Origin of the sequence: uncultured Methylobacterium sp. (genome assembly GCF_964251405.1) — a bacterium.
Lineage (GTDB): Bacteria > Pseudomonadota > Alphaproteobacteria > Rhizobiales > Beijerinckiaceae > Methylobacterium.
Map to the genome: position 1 here is coordinate 1 of NZ_CAXUJR010000081.1, position 16,051 is coordinate 16,051.

Here is a 16,051-nt window from a genome sequence, read left to right on the forward strand (position 1 = left end):
GTGCGGAACCCGTAGCGCTCGACGGTGATGGCCTGCGTGGCGACGACATCCCCACGGTCGACGGGAGCCTCGGCAGACGCATCCCAGGCGTCGTGGCAGATGAAGCCGTAGGCGAAGGGATCGAGGCCGTGCGCCCGCAGGATCGCGATGGCCTCCTGCACCGTGAGCCCGATATGGCGGCGGGCGCTCTCCCCCTTCAGACGGGTCGCCTCGAGGAAGCGGAACGTTCCGATCCGCGAGGCGAGGGCTTTCGAGGCCGCGATCTCCACGACGGATAAAGGGAGGACGGCCGTTTTCTCGCGGGCGTCCGAGGTGTTGATGGTGCCGGTGGCCGCGAAGAGCGTGGCGTAGCGGTTGGACGGGCCGCCGAGGTTGAGGCCGTTGTCGGGACTCGGCAGCCGTGGCGCGTACTGGGCGTCCGTGCCGGCAGTCCAGGTTCCGCCGGTTCGCAGGATCGGACCGCTTCCGAGGCGGATCGTCCCGTCGTCGCCATTGACGGCTCCGATCAGGATCCAATTGCTCGCCGGCACGAAAGCCGCCGTGAACTGGACGATTCGGAAAGTGAACGCGCCCAGTCCGCCTCCCGGCACATGGACCGCGTAGAGCGCCTCCCCGGCGTTCAGGACGACTCCATCCACGGTCGCGGATCTGGCGGTCCCGTCCCAGCATTGCTGGGCCGGGATCACGGCCGTCGGCTGTGACAGACCGATCTGGCCGGCGGCGAAGCTCGCCATGGCGGCGGGACCTACGAGGAACCGGGCCGTCCATTTGAGCCGCCCGCTGGGGCCGCCCCAGGTGACGATCCCGCCGCCGGAGAGGGTGGCTTGCGCCAGAACGTAATCGTTTCCCGATCCCGTGAGGGTGCCGAGCCCGGTATCGAGTGCGGATCGCGGCGACGGGGTGCCGAGACCAAGGCGGCCGTCGCTCCCGAGCCGCAGGCGCTCAACGCCGTTCGTCGCAACGGCCCAGATGTCGGCGCCGGGCGCGAAGATCCCGGTATTGGCATCCCCGGTTGGGGCGAAGGCCGGCGCGGCGGCGGTTCCGGGCACATGCGCGAGGGCACCGCTGGCGCGGTTGATCCGCAGGGCCTCGACGAAGGAGCTGCCGTTGGCCGAGACCTTCACGTGCAGGTCGTCGTCGCCGGTGAGGCCGATCTCGGCGCGCGCCGAGAACCCCGTCTGCATCAGGAGCGACAGGGTCCTGGCCGAAGCCTCCTTGTTGAGGGTGTAGCGCAGGTCGCCGCTGCCGCCCTCCCCCGTGCCGAGTGCGGTCCAGAGCGCCTTGTTGAGCTTGGCCGCGAAGGGGTTGTCGGCGTCCGCGGTGGTGCCGAGGCCGAGGCGCGAGAGGTTCTGCAAGGCCGTGAACGTCTCGCGGAAACCGACCCAGGCCGTTCCGTCATAGGCGTAGATGTCGCCCTCGTCGGCGATCCAGGCGAACCACCCTCGTCGCGGTGGGAACCCGGCCCAGTGGCCGTCCTGGTAGCGCGCGATCTGCCCCGCCAGTCCCGCCCAGGCACCGGTCGGGTTCGCCGACACGACGAGGTAGCGGTCGCCCTCCCCCGGGCTTTCGGGCGGAGCCGTGAGGTCCTTGTCGAGGCAGGCGAGCTGCACGAGGGTGTCGAGGGCGGCGAGCGCCTCGTTGTGGGTGACGTGCTTGGAGGCCTGCGCCGCCGCGATCAGCGGCAGCGCGAGGTTGGCCGTGACCTGGGACATCCGGTTTCTCCGTGTGAGGGGGAGTTCGTGACGGGGACCGCGTCGTTCAGCCGGCCCGGACCGGCACCCTCGCCCGGGTCGCCGTCCCGCGTCCGGCGACCGCGCCGACCTGCGCCACGGCGATGTCGAGGCTGGTCTGGGGATTCGTGAAATCCGCGGTCTCGTCGGCGGCGGAATAGACGACGCCCGGCGCCGTCGCGGTCAGGCTCCGGACGACGCCGCCATCCGCATCGTGGAGGTCGAGGACGTAGCGCTCGCCCGGCTCGTCGAGGGGGACCTCCGGCGGCTCCCAGGCATCGGCGTCGCGCCTGGCCCGCCGCGTCCAGGCGATGTGGACGCCTTCGCCCGTGCGGACGGCGCGCAGGTGGACGGGAGCGAGCGGCCGCAGAGCCGCCAAGCCCGCCTCGGCCTCGACCTCCACCATGAGCGGGTTGGCGGGATCGCGCCCCGCCGGGCCGATCCGGTAGCGGAACGGCCGGCCGACCTCGTCGAGTCGGTCGACGAGCGGCACCACGGCACCGTCGTCGAGGCGCACGATCAGGCTGCCCGCGGCGGCGATGCGGCCCGCCGCCGCCTCGCTGCCGGCGAGCCCGCGCAGGAGCCGGGTCAGGCGGTAGCGCCCCTCGCCGACGAGCTCGACGCCGGCCGCGGCCAGGATCTCGATCGCGCCGTCCGCTCCGCGAAGGGCGAAGAGGTTGCCGCCGGCCAGGGCCGCTTCCTCGGGGATCGCCGAGAGGGCGCCACCGTGGCGCAGGGCGACGTCGAGTCCCGCATGGCGGTCGAAGCGCCAGAGCAGTCCCGGCGGCAGGGCGGTCAGGGTCTCGCCGAGGCAGGCGGGGTAGTCGACCTGCGCCCGCAGGCCGAGCGGCGCCCCCTCGCCGGATGCGCGCCAGACCGCCATCGCGCCGGGCCAGGGATCGGCGGTGACGGCGAGGTATTGCAGCGGCGTCGGGCTGCCGCGATCGAGCGGCAGGTCGAGCACGACGGCGAAGGGTCGCCCCGGGAAGACCGCCGGCTGCCCGCGCGGCCTCACGACCGTGCGGACGGGCCGGGACGCCGCGGGCCCGCGAAGGGGCACCGCCCGGGTCTCGATGCGGCGGCCTCCCGGGTCGTCGGTGATCCGCACGATGCGGTGGTGTGCCGTGGCGCCGGGCAAGCTCAGGAGGTCTCCGGGTTCGAGGTCGACGCGGCGCGGGCTCACGCCGAAGCGCGCCGTCTCGCGCGCCGCGATGGCCGCGTCGAGGACGTCCTCGGCGAAGTCTTCCGCAGCCTCCCGGCGCGTGACGATCGGCGCCTCCAGCCGGCTCTCGCGACGCCTGCCGCCGGCGGGGCGGGTCGCCGCGGCGGTGGCGGTCCGGTACTCGGCATTCTCCGCGTCCGTGAAGCTGAGCTCGACCGAGCGCGGCAGCTCACTCTCCTCGGCCCTGACCAGGGTCATCGGCGCCTCCCCGCCGTCGTCCCGCACGAGGTCGTCCTCGGCGAGCGGGACCGGGCGCTCGCGCCGGGGGCCACGGACGCGCAGGGTGCCGGCCGTCGCCGAGACGTCGAGGCCGTAGATCTCGGCCAAAGGTTCGAGGGCGCCGCGGGCCGAGAGGGGACGGTCGAGGACGTAGCCGTCGAGGAAGGCGTCGGCCGCGATCCGGCGCGGCGCGGCGACACCGTGGTCGACGAGGATCGCGGCGATGAGCCGGTCGAGCTCGAGGCCCTCGATCCGCCCGGTGATCCAGTGGCCGACGCGCCAGTTCACGGCGTCCGTCCAGACCGTGTCGAAATCCGGGAAGGCCGGGTAGGGCCGCGCGTCCCAGCACCACACGAAGATCGCCTCCGGGTCGACCATGGTGGCGCCGTAGAGCGGCGAGACCGGGTTGTGGGCCGGATCGAAGCTGGGCAGTCCGGCATCGAAGCGCCGGAGGATCGCGCCGAGGCCTCGGGCCTGGATGAGGTCGTCGCGGGCTCCCGACGAGAACGGCGGGGCAGCGTTCTCGGAGGATTTCGGGTCGGGGAAGACGTTGGGGCCGTTGGTGCCCCTGTCCACCGCAGGCACCCCGATCTCGGTGAGCCAGATCGGCTTGGAGCGCGCCGTCCAGGCCGTCGCGCGGGTCTCGACGCCGCCGTCGCGCTCGACATGGCCGTTGGACCACCAGGCGACGAGGTCCTTGGCGCGGTAGATCCAGGGCTTGGCGTAGGCGCCGTCGGTGATCGGCGTGCGACGCTGCGCCGTCCGGTCGGCCTCGCTCGCGTAGTACCAGTCGAAGGCCTCGCCGGCGCCGAGCCCGCGCTTGAGATAGGCAGGATCGTAGATCGAGTCCGCCTGCGCGAGGTCGGCATGGTCCTCGCCGTCCCGCCAGTCGGACAGGGGCGGGTAGTAGTCGATGCCGACGGCGTCGACGGCGGGATCAGCGAACAGCGCGTCGAGGGGAAAGCGAACGGTCGCGCCGCCGTCACGGACATGGGCGTCGTACTCGGTCCAGTCGGCGGCGTAGGCGAGCTTGACGGAAGTGCCGAGGCGCCTCCTCACCTCGGCGGCGAGCGCCCGAAATCCTTCCACCGCCGGATAGCGCCCGGCCTCCGCCCGAACCCGGGTCAAGCCTACGAACTCGCTGCCGACGATGAAGCCCTGGAGGGGGATGCCGTCCCGTGCCCAGGACGCGGCGAGGTCGGCGTAGTGCAGGAGGAAGCGGCGGTAGCCGTCGGCGCCGTCGAAGAAGGCGGCGACCTGCGCCTCCGCTGCCGCAGTCCCGTCCGGGCTCCCCGCGAGACCGGGGGCCGGCGCGCAGGTGATACGCCCGCGCCAGGGATAGGGCGGCTGGCCCGGGGCGGAGGGGTCGCGCGGGTGCGGAAGAACGTTGCCGGCGGGCACGTCCATCATCACGAAGGGATAGAGCACCACCTCGAGGCCGCGCCGGCCGAGCTCGGCCACGAGCCGGGTCAGGCCGGCATCGGACGGGGTGCCGCCATAGGCCGGTCCCCCGGTCGGCGCGGTCGAGACCGTCCCGACCTGGCCGCGGCCGAGGCCGGCCACGCTCCAGACGTCGCCCGTGGTGGCCTTGCCCGGGTTGTCGACCTTGGGACGGACCGTGCAATGGCCGGCGCGCAGATCGTCCCCGAACCAGCTCGCCACCACCGAGACCCGCCCGAGCCGGGGGCACAGGGCCTGCAGGGCGTCGAGCGAGGCGATGACGTCTGTGGCACCCTGGAGCTGGAAGCGATTGGCCGGCCGGCTCGTGCCGTAGCCGGCATCCTCGGTGACGAGGGTCGGGTCGAGGCCGAACTCGGTGGAGCCCGGGATGAGGCAGACGGCGCGGATCATGCCCGCGAGCCCATCGACCGGGCGCACCACCTCGAAGGCGAGCTGCGGGATCCGGTTCCCGAACTCGGCGAGCGGCAGCCTCTCGAACACGATGTAGGCGAGCCCGCGATAGGCCGGGGCGTCGGCGCCTTCCTTGGCGGCGATCAGGGGATCGGGCGACTGGTCGTCGGCCCCGGTGTGCAGGCGGTAGCTCAGGGCGGTGAGATCGATCTCGCAGCCGTCGGCCCAGACCCTGCGCAGGCCCGCGATCGTGCCCTCGCACAGGCCGATCGCGAGGTTGGCGTAATACGCATAGGTGGTCCGCACGGTCTTCTGGCCGCCGCTGCCGCCCTTCGAGCCCGCCGAGGCGCGCTCGACCGTGGTGTCGGCGACCTCGATGGGCCGCGTCGCCCAGATCAGGGTGCCGCCGATCCTCGCCCGTCCATAGAGCCGCGGGATCGGCGTGCCCTCGGTGGAGCTCAGGCCGGCCACCTCCGAGAGCCGCGGCCCCTCGACGAAGCGCGGGCTCGCCCGGGAGCCGAACAGCGCCCCGCCGAGTGCCGAGCCGGCGCTCGAGCCGAGGGCGCTGCCGACGATGCCGCCGATCGGCCCGCCCAGAGCCGTGCCGAGCGCCGCCCCGGCCGTCTGCAGGATCAGCGTGGCCATGGCGGACTCCGGATGTGGAGGGGTGTGGAGGGTTACGAGACGATTGGAGGAAGATACAAAAACTTGTATGGTTCTCGGATGCGGAACCGATCCAAAGACGTCGTGTTTTTGGGCGGCGCTCTGGATGACCTCCGTGCGTTTCTGCCTTCGGCCCGTCGCGAAGCCGGCTACAAGCTCGATCGAGTCCAATCAGGACGTGATCCGGACGATTGGAAGCCGATGACGTCCATCGGATCGGGCGTGAGATCCGCATCCGCGAGGCGAGCGGCGCTTTCCGGGTGATCTATCTCGCGATGATAGCCGAGGCCGTGTTCGTGCTGCATTGCTTCCGAAAGACGACGCAGAAGACCAGTCGCGACGATCTGGCGCTCGCGAAGCGCCGGTACGGCGACGCCATCAGGGGAGACTCGTCATGAGCGCCGACCGCTTTTCGAGTATCTGGGACGCGATCGAGAACACGCCGGCGCAGGCCGAAAACATGAAGCTTCGCTCCATGCTGATGATGGCCCTGAAGGATCACATCGCCGGCGAGGGATTGAGCCATGCGCAGGCGGCGAAGACGCTCGGTGTCACGCAGCCACGGATCTCGGACCTGATGCGCGGCAAGATCGATCTGTTCGGGCTCGACACCCTCGTGAACATGCAGAGCGCCGCCGGCCTGCAGGTCGAGATGAGCGTGACGAAGGCGGCCTGATGCTCACCCGTCCGCATCCGGGAACCGGAACACATGCGTCAGGTGCCGGCGCCACCAGCGGGTGAGGGCCACCTCCGTCACCGCGGCGCCGTCATGGGCGTGGATCATCGTGCCCGCACCCGTGGCGATCGCGCAATGCTTCGAGGGCAGGTGGGCGCGGAAGGCGAAGAGCAGCACGGTGCCCACCGCCGGCTCGGCCTCGGCGGCGGGCAGGGCCGAGGGAACGAGATGGCGCGCGGCAGCCTCGGCCAACGGGTCCGTGCCGCCGGGTGCCGATTCGGCCCAGCTCGCCGCATAGGGCGGGGCCGCCTCCGGCTCCGGGCCGCGGACCTCGCGCCAGACCCCGCGCACGAGGCCGAGGCAATCGCAGCCGACCCCCCGCAGCGAGGCCTGATGGCGATAGGGGGTGCCGATCCAGGCGCGAGCGATGGCGACGATCGTCTCTGATGAGGACATGGCGGGTCGCTCCAGGGGCGATCAGCGAAACAGGCTGCCGCCGTCGAGCGCGGGACCGGAGCCGGGGGCGTAGCGCAGTACGAAGTCGTTGCCCGGCATGTGCGGGAAGCCCTGGAAGTTCAGGACGTTGGCGAAGCGCCCGCGGCAGGTCGAGAGATGCTTGTCGCAGCCGGCGGTGAGGCTGAACGCCTCGCCGATGGCGACCTCGCGCGGCGGCATCTCCCACAGGACGAGACCTCCGCCGACCTGTGCGCGAATATCGGCGCTGAGCCCCGCATTGGCGCCCTCGGTCCATGTCAGGCGGCCGCCATCGAACCAGGCGTCCGGAAACGAACCTGCCAGGGTCACGGCGAAGCCGACGGACGTGGAGAGAGCCGACACCGTCCCGGTCGTGTGGAACCGCGGATCGGCGAGGTTCACCCGGCAACGGCCGTCGCCGAGATCGGCGCTGCAGGTGGCGCGGTAGGTCCGGCCCCGTTCCACGTCGAGGTCCTGCATCAGACCGCGCAACTCGGCGACGAAGGCCCCACCGGTGCGGCGGACCTCGCCGACGGTCCCGACATCGAGGAGGAGCCTGGTCTCCGGGTTCGTCCAGTCGACGAGCCAGGTCTCGACGCTGGCGCCGTCGTAGAGCCCGCCGGCGACATCGGCCTCTTCGATGCCGGAGGAGCGCAGGGCGCCCGCCACCTCGCCGCCGCCGACGGCGAAGCCGAGCTCGGCGCTGGCCTCGGCCGCCTCCAGCCCCGAGCGGGCGGCATAGGCCAGGCCCGCGACGACGAGGTCGCGGTCGTGGTCGGTGAAGCCCAGCACGGCTCCGTCCCGGCGGGTCAGGGACCAGCAATGGCACAGGGTCGTGGCCCCGCTCGCGACATGCGCGGCGAGGTCGGGGGGCAGGTCGCGCATGGGGACAAATCCTCTACGGCACGATCTCGACGAGCGGCACCTTCGGGATCTCGCCGGCCGTGAAGGCCGAGAGATCCACGGAGAGGTCGTCGGTGTCGAAGCGGACGGGCACGTCGAAGGCGAAACCCGCCGTCACCGCGGCGCCTGCCCGGGGTACCGCGTCGGCGGCGAAGGTGACGAGGCCGGTGGCCGCGTCGCAGGTCACCTTGGAGGCCGGGACCGCGATCCCCGCCACGGCGACGCGCACGCTCTCGGCCAAGGGCTTGGTGATGACGCGGCGGTAGGGCAGCGGCCCGTTGCCATAGGTTTTCGCCAGTTGGAACACCCGCGTCGTGCCGTCGCCGATTCCCAGGAACTGGTCGGTGGCGGCCACCGGCCGCGAGGGCGGCCCGGAGAGGTGGTCGACCCGGTCGCGGTAGCGGAAGCCGTAGAGGCGCCCGCGCCGCTCCTCGAAGAAGCTCAGGAACCGCGTGGAGCGCGTCGAGGGTGCGGATGCCGAAGCCCGCGTCGTAGCGACGGCGCGAATCCGCCCATCGGCTGTTGCGGTGCTCGCGGCCGGAGGCCAGCGTCACGATCTCGGTGAGCCGGCTCGGGCCGCCGCTACCGCGCAGGGACACGTCGAGGGGAAAGCGGACCTCGTGGAAGTCGCCTGGCATCGGGTGGTCTCCTCGAGAATGCGGAAGGTCCGGCTCACGTCGCCCGTCGTCCCCGGGCCACCGCCCGTGCCAGGCTCGCGGCGACCTGCGCCTCCGAGCGTCGGAAGCCCGCCACGTCCGGGGTCGTGATATTGACGGTGACGGTGGCGCCGCCTGCGGCCCCCGCGGCAACGCCGAGGCGGCCGTCGCTGCCGCGGCGCAAGGGAAGGATCGCCTCCGGCCCGGCCTCGCCCATCAGGCCGGTGCCGTCCTGCATCGGGAAGTAGGTCGGCGAGGCGACCACGCCGCCGCTGGCGAAGGGCCGCACGCGCCCCTGCCCGATCACGCCGCCGCGGGCGAAGGCGGTGGTATCCTCCGTGGCGCCGGTGTTGAGCAGGCTCTTCACGAGGCTGGTGATGCCGCTCTTGATCGGCGTCGCGATGGCCTTGCCCGCCACGCTGGCGAGCCTGGTGCCGAGCGAGGTCAGGACGCCGTCGAGCTGGCGGCCGCTGTTCACGTTGATGGACAAGGCCTTGCTCAGGCTCTGGCCGAACTTCTGCGAGAGCTTGTCGAGGCTCTCCAACTGCTTGGCGCGGCCGGCGAGGCTGCGGTCGGTCTCGGTCTCGGCCATGGGCGGCTCCGGGTCAGGGCAGGTCTGGGTCAGGGCAGGTCTGGGTCAGGGCAGGTCTGGGTAGGCGGCCAGCAGCCGGTCGAGGTCGGCCCGGCGCAACGGCATGGCCTGCCGCCTCGAAAATCCGGCCGCGGCGGCGAGTTCGCGCGGCGTGGCACGCCACAGGTCGTCCGGCCGCCAGTGCAGGGTGTGGAGGGCGAGGGTCAGCACGTCGTCCCACGGGAAGGCGGAAGGGGCATCCGGCGCGCCCACAGAGGGGGCCTCCGAGACCCCCGCCGAGACCCCCTCCGAGGCTTGCCCGCCCGTGGTCAGCGAGGGTCCGGCGGATCGTCTCCGCCGAAGGCCGCCGTGAGCACCTCGCCGAGCGCCAGCGCGATCGGCGCGATGCCTCCGCCGAGCGGGAGGCGGGCCACCGCCGCGTCGTCGAGGTCGTGCCCGCCCCCGCGCAGGGCGGCCCCCAGCAGCGCGATGAGGTCCCGGCTGGCAAGGCGCCCATCGGCGAAGCGCTCGGCGAGACCGGCGAGGTCGCGGGCGCCCACCGCGTCCTCGAGTTCCGCCAGGGCGCCGAGCGTCAGGCACAGGGTGTAGCGGTCGGGTCCGATGACGAGGGGCACCTCGCCGCGCCTGCGGTTGGCCATCACAGGCTCACGAAGGTGAGGGACCCGGCGGAATCGAGGGCGATGTCGAAGGTGATCTCTCCGGCATGGTCGCCGCGGTATTCGAGGCTGGTGACCTGGAACAGGCCCGTGATGGTGCCGAAGGACGGCACGACGATCTGGTAGGTCTCGATGGTGCCGTCGAAGAAGACCTGGCGCAGCCGCGCATCCGAGGCCTCGTCGCGAAAGACGCCCGAGCCGGAGATCGCGGCCCGGCGCACCCCTGCGCCCGCCAGCAACTCGCGCCAGCGCCCCGCGGATTCGGCGGACGTGATGTCGACGGTCTCGGCGTTGAAGGCGATCTGCCGGGCACGAAGCCCGGCGACGGCGACGAAGCCGGCGCCCTCCGCGATGCGGACGAGGAGGTCCTTGCCTTTCTGGGCGGTCATGTCGGGCTCCGGGTTCGGGAACGGGGCAACGGGTCAGGCGGCATCGGTCTCGGTCACCGCCTGCAGGGTCAGGGTCGCGCTGGCCTCGCCGCTGCGCGGGCCGCGGGCCGCCGACAGCGCCTGGACGCGCAGGAGCACCAGGGCGTGGCCCGGCAGCGACAAGGGCGCGTCGGCCAGGAGATCGCCGATCCGGGCGGCGGCCTCGACGGCGCTGCGGGTCGAGCCGGGTTTGGCGAACACGATCAGGGCGAGGCTGTGCGCGTGCCGCGTGGCCCCATCGACGGAATCGGTCCGGATCTCGGCGTCCCCGAAGACGACATAGACCGGGCTCGATCCACGCGGCGGCTCGTCGTAGAGGCGGAACGTGCCGCCCAACAGCCGGGCCAGCGCGGCGTCGGTGGCGAGGTAGGCCAGGATCGCGGCACGCAGGGCCAGCAGCGGGCTCGTCGGCAGGACGGTTCCGGTCATGGCAAGGTCTCCCGATCGGGGCCGGTCTCGACGAGTTCCTCGACCTCACAGAGAAGGTCGCGGCGGCGCCCGTCGGGATCGGCGGCCGCGCGGATCGCGAAGCGGCGCGGACCGGCGACGAGGCGCATCGCCGGCGTGATCCCGTCGCGATAGGCAAGGCGGACCCGGTGCGTGGTGCGCAGGTCGCTGCGTCCGCCCCGGACCCGCTCCGATGCGCCGAGCGAGGTGATCGCCCCCCACAGGAGCGGCCCCGCCACGTAGCGGCGCAGGGTCCCGCCGAACCCGTCCGCATCCTCGATCGGTCGTTCGAGCACGAACCGGCGGCGGCGTGCGCCGATGGGGGACAGGGTCATCGCAGGGCTCCGGTGGGGTGTCGTCTGGCGGCTTTCCAGGCCGAAGCGCCGGAAGCCGCGAAGCGTTGGCGACGGTTGCGGTTTGATGGCTTCACCCCGGTGCTTCCTCGCCTCTCCCCCCCGGGCGGGCAGAAGGGATGCGCGCGACCGAAGCGATCAACCGGACCCGAATTAGAGACGCAGCCGCCGCCAGGGGGCGATCAGCGCGGCCACGGTCGGCGGCAGGGCGTCGGGGGTGTCGCCGCGCTGCTCGAACCCATGCGCGACGAGAAGCCGGATCGCTGCCACGAGCGGCGCCGGCGGTGGCGAACGGCCGCCATAGCCCGCAATGACTTCGATCCGCGCCGCACTTCCCCCCAGGGCGGGCACCGATGGGGCCACGACGAGGCCCGGTGCCTCGATCGGGTCGTCCCCGAGCCGGACGAGGCCGGGAGCCAGGGGCGTCACCGTCCCGGCCGCATCGATCGTCCCTGTCTCGGCGAGGGAGACGAGGGGGCTTAAAGGGAGCGGCACCCATCCGTCCGCCGGCCAGGCGGTGAGCGTGACCCGGTAGCGGCCGGGAACGAGGATGCGCCGGGTCGCGGCCTCGATCGTGGCGCGGGCGGCACTGATGAGGGCACCGACGAGAGCGTCCTCGGCACCGCCATCGTCGGGATCGAGGCGCAGGTGGCCGCGCATCTCGGCCAAGGTCACCGGCTCGACGATGGGCTCGTCCAGGCGTATCGGGGTCATCGGCGTCTCCGGGTGCGCTGGGGCGGTCAGGGCGTGGGCATGCGGTTGGGTTTCGGGCGGACACTCGGCGCGGTGGTGCTCGGTTCGGTGGCCCTCGCGGGGCCGGCCCTCGCCGTGGTCGGCGGTCGCGAGGCGCCGGAGGCGTCCGCCTCCAGCGTGATGGTCCTGTCCTCGGATGGCGGCGTCTGCACCGGCATCGTGGTCGCCCGCGACGCCGTCCTCACCGCCGCCCATTGCGTTGCGGCCCGTGCCGAGCACCGGGTGCATTTTCGCGACGAGGCCGGCGCCCCGGTGCTGGTCGAGCTCGCCGGCCGCGCGGCCCATCCGGGCTACGATGCCGGTGCGGTCGCCGGGCGCCGGCGCTCCATCGACCTCGCCCTCCTGCGCACCGCGAGACCGCTGCCGCCGCGCTTCGTCCCGACGCCCTTGAGCGCCGCCATGCCGAGGGCCGGCGAGACGCTGGCCTTGTCCGGCTACGGCGCGGCGCGAGCCGGCGACGCCCGCAGCACCGGCACCTTCCGCAGCGTCGTGCTTCCCGTGGTCGAGCCCTACGGACAGAGCCGCATCCTGGTCTGGCTCAAGAGCCCGGGACCGAAAGCCGGGGCGTGCCAGGGCGATTCCGGCGGTCCGATCGGACCCGAGGGCGGGGGGGCCGTGCTCGCCATCTCGGCCTGGATCGGCGGCGCCTGCGGCGGCGTCTCCCAGGGGGTCCTTCTCGGGCCGCAGCGCGGCTGGATCGACGGGACCCTGTCGGGCTGGGGCTCGTCCGCCGCGTGGGCGACGCCCTGATCACCGGCAGCGGATACGACGCCCCGCGCCCGCGGACAGGCGGCATGGCTGGTCTCCCAGGGGATGGAACCAGTCCTTGGCCGAACCCCTTCCTTCGGTTAGGCTTGCCCGCGGCCAGACTTATGGCCTTGAGCCATCACGCGTCTCCGGGCGCCGGAGACATCGATGCTCGCGACCGTCCTGGGTAAAGCCGTCCTGCTGGCCGGGCTGCTATCGGTCGTCGGCGCGGGTCCGGCGCTGGCGGTGATCAACGGCGAGGTCTCGCGTGACCGGGACGGCCTGCGCGCCTCCGTGGTGCGCATCGAGAGCACCCGGGGCGAGATCTGCTCGGGCACCCTGATCGGACCCGATCTCGTCCTCACCGCCGCCCATTGCGTGATGCATCGGGCCGGCTACAGCGTCGTCGCCGTCGACCGCAATTTCCGCCAGCAGCGGATCCTCGCCATCGCCGCCTCGATGCATCCCGACTTCGTTCCCGGTACCACGCCGGAGGACCAGCCCGGCATCGACCTCGCCCTGATCAAGCTCGAGCGCCCGCTCGGCGCCGACTTCCAGCCCCTCGATCCGCGCGGGAGTGCCATCGCCACGGGCGAGGCCGTGGACATCGCCGGCTTCGGCGTCGTGGCGGAGAACCGGCGCGGAACCGCCGGCACCCTGCGCTCGGCGCAACTCGTCTCGATCGGCTCGCTGGAGGTCGCCAACCGCGTCACCATGGTCACCGACCGCCGGCGCCTTGCCGAGACCACCGGATCGGGCGCGTGTCTGGGCGATTCCGGCGGCCCGATCCTGCGCGGCGGCCGCGGCGGCTACCAGGTCGTCGGCGTCGTGAGCTGGTCGAGCGGCGCCATGCGCCAGAACGCCCGCGCCCGCACCGCCTGCGGCGGCTTCACGGCGGTGACGCCCACCGGCGAGCATGCCGGCTGGATCGCCGCCCGCTCGGCCGAACTCGCCCGCATCCAGCCCGGCGACGTGATGCCGGCCGGCCGCGGAAACCGCTCGGACTGGATGGCGAAGCCGGGGCGGCGTTGAGCACCGCCACAACCGGACGGTTTCAGGCGAACTTCAACAGCTTGATCGCGTCGAAGTCCTGGACGCCGCCGCCGACGCGCTTCGTGGTGTAGAACAGCACGTAGGGCTTGGCCGAGTAGGGGTCGCGCAGGACGCGCAGTCCCGTCCGGTCGACCACGAGGTAGCCGCGCCTGAAATCGCCGAAGGCGATGGAGAGGCTGTTGGCCGCCACGTCCGGCATCGCCTCGGATTCCGCGATGGGAAAGCCCAGCAGGGTCGCGGCCCGGTCGGTGGCGAGCGGGGGCTGCCAGAGGTAGTTGCCGCTCGTATCCTTCATCTTGCGGATCGTGCTCTGCACCTTGCGGTTCATCACGAAGGTGGCGTTCTGACGATAGCCGGCGCGCAGGGCGTAGACGAGGTCGAACAGGACGTCGACGGGATTGCTGGCCGCGAAGCCCCCCGCCACGTCGGTGCCCACGAAGCCGAGCTTGCCCGGCACCCAGGCGCTGTTGGCCACATTGTCGGAGGCGAGGAAGCCTTTCGGGCGGCTGACGCCGTTGCCGGTGACGAAGGCGGTGCTCTCCTGCTCCGAGAAGGCGATCTCGATCTCGTCCGCGAGCCAGGCGTCGATGTCGACGACGGCGTCGTCGAGGAGCGTCTGCGTCGCCGCCGGCATCGCGTAGAGTTCCATGGCCGGGAAGCTCAACTCGGTCAGGGGCGGCGCATCGGTCTGCGGCCGCGCGGCGGTCTCGGCGGCCCAGCCAGAGACCGCGTCGCTCGACGAGACCGCGCGCTTGTAGAGGCCGCCCGAGATCGTGCGGACGCTGGCGAGAGCCCGGATCGGCGAGAGGTTGGCGAGGCGGCGCAGCACGTCGATCTCCATCATGGCGGGCACGAGGTAGCCGCCGTCCGGGCCGGAGCCGGCCGAGAGCGCGTTCTCCTCGAGGCGCTTCAAGCCTCCGCTCTCGCCGGCACGGACATAGAGGTCGAAGGCGGCCTTGTGCTCGGAGGCCGCCGCATCCCGGGGCGGATGGCCGGCACCCAGCGGCGGACGGCGGCCTTCGAGGGCGAGCCGGTCGAGACGGGTGCGGGCGGTGTCGAGGGCCGCGTCGATCCGGGCGAGTTTCTCCTCGGTCACCACGTCGGTGGAGAACCGGGCATCGATCTCGGCGAGGCGGGTGTCGTTGGTCTCCTTGAACGCCGCGAAGGCGCGCGACAGCTCGGCGAGCGCTGCATTGGCATCGCCGTCGCCGCCCGAGGCCTTGTTCTCGAGGGCGGGGCCGGACTTGATCTCGAACGGGGCGTGGATGGTCATAGGGAACCTCTGGTGTCGGTGGGGAAGGCGGTGCGGGGCCGGGTGGAGACGGGCGCGAGGCGGCGGGCCAGCGCCCTCAGCTCCGCGGAAAGGTCGGTGCCGGCCCGGGCCGGGGCAGCGACGAGCGCGCCCGGCTGCAGCGGGAAGGTCACCAGCGAGATCTCCCAGAGATCCACGGCCTGGAGCCGGCGCAGGCCGGCGCGTTCGGGCACGGCACGGATGGTGCGAAAGCCGATCGAGAGCCCGTCGAGCGCGCCATCGCGCATCAGCGCATCGATCTCTCGGGCGCGCTGCACGGCGAGGTTGAGGCGGCCCTCGACCTTGAGCCCGCGGGCATCCTCGCGGATCGTGAGCCAGCGCCCGATCGGCTCGGCCGGATCGTGCTGCCAGAGCATGCGCACGCCGGCCGGCCCGCGCTTGGCGAGGCTCGCAGAGAACGCGCCTGCCGCCACCACGTCCCGTCCGAGATCCGGCACGCCGAACAGGCTGGCATAGCCGGTGAAATGGCCGTCCATGGTGGGTCCGATCGATGAGGGATGTCGTGGATTGAAGCGCGGGATATCCTGTCCCGCGTCGAGGAGATCCGAGGACAGGATGTTGCCGCTCTCCATCAAGGACGACCCGACGGCGGAGCTCGTGGCACAGGTCGCCGGATCGGCGTTGCGAGTGCCCCTGATGCCGACGGACAACGTGCCCGGCGACGATGTCCCGGCTAGGACAGTAACCCCAAAGGTGTATTTTCAGACCGAGGCGAAAGCCGCACACTTCGCCCGCACCACCTCCGAAAACCGGAATGAGAGGGCATCATGAGCTTCGAGAACACGCTGCGCAGCGCAACCGTCGCGTTTTGCCTGATGGCGCCGACACTGGCTTTGGCGGACCCCGCAGCCGACGCCCGGGCCGCCGCGGAACGCTGGGACCAAGCCTACAACAAGGGCGACATGGATGGTCTCAAGGGCCTGTACGTGTCCGATGCCATGGTGATCCCGAAGGGCGCGGCGGTCTCCGGCGCGGACAGCATCCAGACGTTCTTCTCGGGGCTGAAATCGAAGGGATTCGACGATCACACCGTGAAGGTCCAGGCGGCGCAGATGCGCGGCGACCTCCTCGTCGCCACCGGCCGCTGGCAGATGTCGGGCCCCGGCGGCGAGGGCGGCGCGAAGAAGACGTTCGAGGGCAACTGGGTCAACGTCTTTCAGAAGGAGGGCACGGGCTGGCGCAGCGTCCTCCATACCTGGAACTGAAAGGCGTCCTCATCCCGCCCTCGCGCCGTAGCCGACCGCCTCCCGCTTCTCGTCGTCGGACAGGAAGTCCGCCCCCTGGACCCGGCGCCACAGCGATTCCCGCTCCGGCGC

The 16,051-nt window shown here is 72.2% G+C and carries 18 protein-coding genes and 1 pseudogene; 5 read left to right on the forward strand and 14 right to left on the reverse strand.

Features of this window, described 5'->3' with window-relative positions; genetic code table 11:
• A partial coding sequence (locus ACFE7U_RS13890; RefSeq protein WP_375410313.1) for a DUF2793 domain-containing protein occupies nucleotides 1–1,712 on the reverse strand: 1,712 nt, incomplete at its 3' end.
• A gap of 46 nt (nucleotides 1,713–1,758) precedes the next feature.
• On the reverse strand, nucleotides 1,759–5,667 hold the full coding sequence (locus tag ACFE7U_RS13895; RefSeq protein WP_375410314.1) for a glycoside hydrolase TIM-barrel-like domain-containing protein: 3,909 nt from the start codon (nucleotides 5,665–5,667) through the stop codon (nucleotides 1,759–1,761).
• Nucleotides 5,668–5,876: 209 nt separating this feature from the next.
• Between ACFE7U_RS13895 and ACFE7U_RS13900 the strand changes: the two genes are divergently transcribed.
• Nucleotides 5,877–6,083: a type II toxin-antitoxin system RelE/ParE family toxin gene (locus tag ACFE7U_RS13900; RefSeq protein ID WP_375410315.1), complete on the forward strand. Its 207-nt coding sequence runs from the start codon at nucleotides 5,877–5,879 to the stop codon at nucleotides 6,081–6,083.
• A complete protein-coding gene (locus tag ACFE7U_RS13905; RefSeq protein ID WP_375410316.1) occupies nucleotides 6,080–6,361 on the forward strand; it encodes a helix-turn-helix domain-containing protein in 282 nt (93 codons plus the stop codon). Before ACFE7U_RS13900 ends, ACFE7U_RS13905 begins: the two co-directional genes overlap by 4 nt.
• A gap of 3 nt (nucleotides 6,362–6,364) precedes the next feature.
• Here ACFE7U_RS13905 and ACFE7U_RS13910 read toward each other — a convergent pair whose 3' ends face one another.
• The 10 genes and pseudogenes from ACFE7U_RS13910 to ACFE7U_RS13955 all read right to left on the reverse strand — a co-directional run bounded on the left by ACFE7U_RS13910 (nucleotide 6,365) and on the right by ACFE7U_RS13955 (nucleotide 11,584).
• Complete coding sequence (locus ACFE7U_RS13910; protein ID WP_375410317.1) at nucleotides 6,365–6,817, reverse strand: NlpC/P60 family protein; 453 nt, start codon at nucleotides 6,815–6,817, stop codon at nucleotides 6,365–6,367.
• 21 nt (nucleotides 6,818–6,838) lie between these two features.
• Nucleotides 6,839–7,720, reverse strand: a complete 882-nt coding sequence (locus tag ACFE7U_RS13915) for a DUF2163 domain-containing protein (RefSeq protein WP_375410318.1) — start codon at nucleotides 7,718–7,720, stop codon at nucleotides 6,839–6,841.
• 13 nt (nucleotides 7,721–7,733) lie between these two features.
• Nucleotides 7,734–8,376, reverse strand: a pseudogene (locus ACFE7U_RS13920) (TIGR02217 family protein).
• 34 nt (nucleotides 8,377–8,410) lie between these two features.
• Nucleotides 8,411–8,986, reverse strand: coding sequence for a phage tail tape measure protein (locus ACFE7U_RS13925; protein ID WP_375410319.1), 576 nt, complete (start codon nucleotides 8,984–8,986; stop codon nucleotides 8,411–8,413).
• A gap of 45 nt (nucleotides 8,987–9,031) precedes the next feature.
• Complete coding sequence (locus ACFE7U_RS13930) at nucleotides 9,032–9,238, reverse strand: phage tail assembly chaperone (RefSeq protein WP_375410320.1); 207 nt, start codon at nucleotides 9,236–9,238, stop codon at nucleotides 9,032–9,034.
• 56 nt (nucleotides 9,239–9,294) lie between these two features.
• Nucleotides 9,295–9,624: a gene transfer agent family protein gene (locus ACFE7U_RS13935; protein WP_375410321.1), complete on the reverse strand. Its 330-nt coding sequence runs from the start codon at nucleotides 9,622–9,624 to the stop codon at nucleotides 9,295–9,297.
• On the reverse strand, nucleotides 9,624–10,031 hold the full coding sequence (locus ACFE7U_RS13940) for a phage major tail protein, TP901-1 family (protein ID WP_375410322.1): 408 nt from the start codon (nucleotides 10,029–10,031) through the stop codon (nucleotides 9,624–9,626). Before ACFE7U_RS13940 ends, ACFE7U_RS13935 begins: the two co-directional genes overlap by 1 nt.
• Before the next feature lie 33 nt (nucleotides 10,032–10,064).
• Nucleotides 10,065–10,499 carry a DUF3168 domain-containing protein gene (locus tag ACFE7U_RS13945; RefSeq protein ID WP_375410323.1) on the reverse strand — a complete coding sequence of 145 codons (435 nt, stop codon included), beginning with the start codon at nucleotides 10,497–10,499 and terminating at the stop codon, nucleotides 10,065–10,067.
• Complete coding sequence (locus ACFE7U_RS13950; RefSeq protein ID WP_375410324.1) at nucleotides 10,496–10,852, reverse strand: phage head closure protein; 357 nt, start codon at nucleotides 10,850–10,852, stop codon at nucleotides 10,496–10,498. The genes ACFE7U_RS13945 and ACFE7U_RS13950 overlap by 4 nt, the downstream gene beginning before the upstream one ends.
• 171 nt (nucleotides 10,853–11,023) lie before the next feature.
• Nucleotides 11,024–11,584: a phage head-tail connector protein gene (locus tag ACFE7U_RS13955; protein WP_375410325.1), complete on the reverse strand. Its 561-nt coding sequence runs from the start codon at nucleotides 11,582–11,584 to the stop codon at nucleotides 11,024–11,026.
• A gap of 39 nt (nucleotides 11,585–11,623) precedes the next feature.
• On the opposite strand from ACFE7U_RS13955, the gene ACFE7U_RS13960 reads away from it, so the two are divergent.
• Together ACFE7U_RS13960 and ACFE7U_RS13965 are read left to right on the forward strand one after the other, a co-directional pair.
• Nucleotides 11,624–12,373 (forward strand): trypsin-like serine protease, encoded by a 750-nt coding sequence (locus ACFE7U_RS13960; protein ID WP_375410326.1) that lies wholly within the window; start codon nucleotides 11,624–11,626, stop codon nucleotides 12,371–12,373.
• A gap of 165 nt (nucleotides 12,374–12,538) precedes the next feature.
• On the forward strand, nucleotides 12,539–13,402 hold the full coding sequence (locus tag ACFE7U_RS13965) for a trypsin-like serine protease (protein WP_375410327.1): 864 nt from the start codon (nucleotides 12,539–12,541) through the stop codon (nucleotides 13,400–13,402).
• A gap of 22 nt (nucleotides 13,403–13,424) precedes the next feature.
• Here ACFE7U_RS13965 and ACFE7U_RS13970 read toward each other — a convergent pair whose 3' ends face one another.
• Together ACFE7U_RS13970 and ACFE7U_RS13975 are read right to left on the reverse strand one after the other, a co-directional pair.
• Nucleotides 13,425–14,696, reverse strand: coding sequence for a phage major capsid protein (locus tag ACFE7U_RS13970; protein ID WP_375410328.1), 1,272 nt, complete (start codon nucleotides 14,694–14,696; stop codon nucleotides 13,425–13,427).
• Nucleotides 14,693–15,211: an HK97 family phage prohead protease gene (locus ACFE7U_RS13975; protein WP_375410330.1), complete on the reverse strand. Its 519-nt coding sequence runs from the start codon at nucleotides 15,209–15,211 to the stop codon at nucleotides 14,693–14,695. The genes ACFE7U_RS13970 and ACFE7U_RS13975 overlap by 4 nt, the downstream gene beginning before the upstream one ends.
• 291 nt (nucleotides 15,212–15,502) lie before the next feature.
• Here ACFE7U_RS13975 and ACFE7U_RS13980 point away from each other — a divergent pair, with 291 nt between their 5' ends.
• A complete protein-coding gene (locus ACFE7U_RS13980; RefSeq protein ID WP_375410329.1) occupies nucleotides 15,503–15,940 on the forward strand; it encodes a YybH family protein in 438 nt (145 codons plus the stop codon).
• The last annotated feature ends 111 nt before the right edge of the window (nucleotides 15,941–16,051 follow it).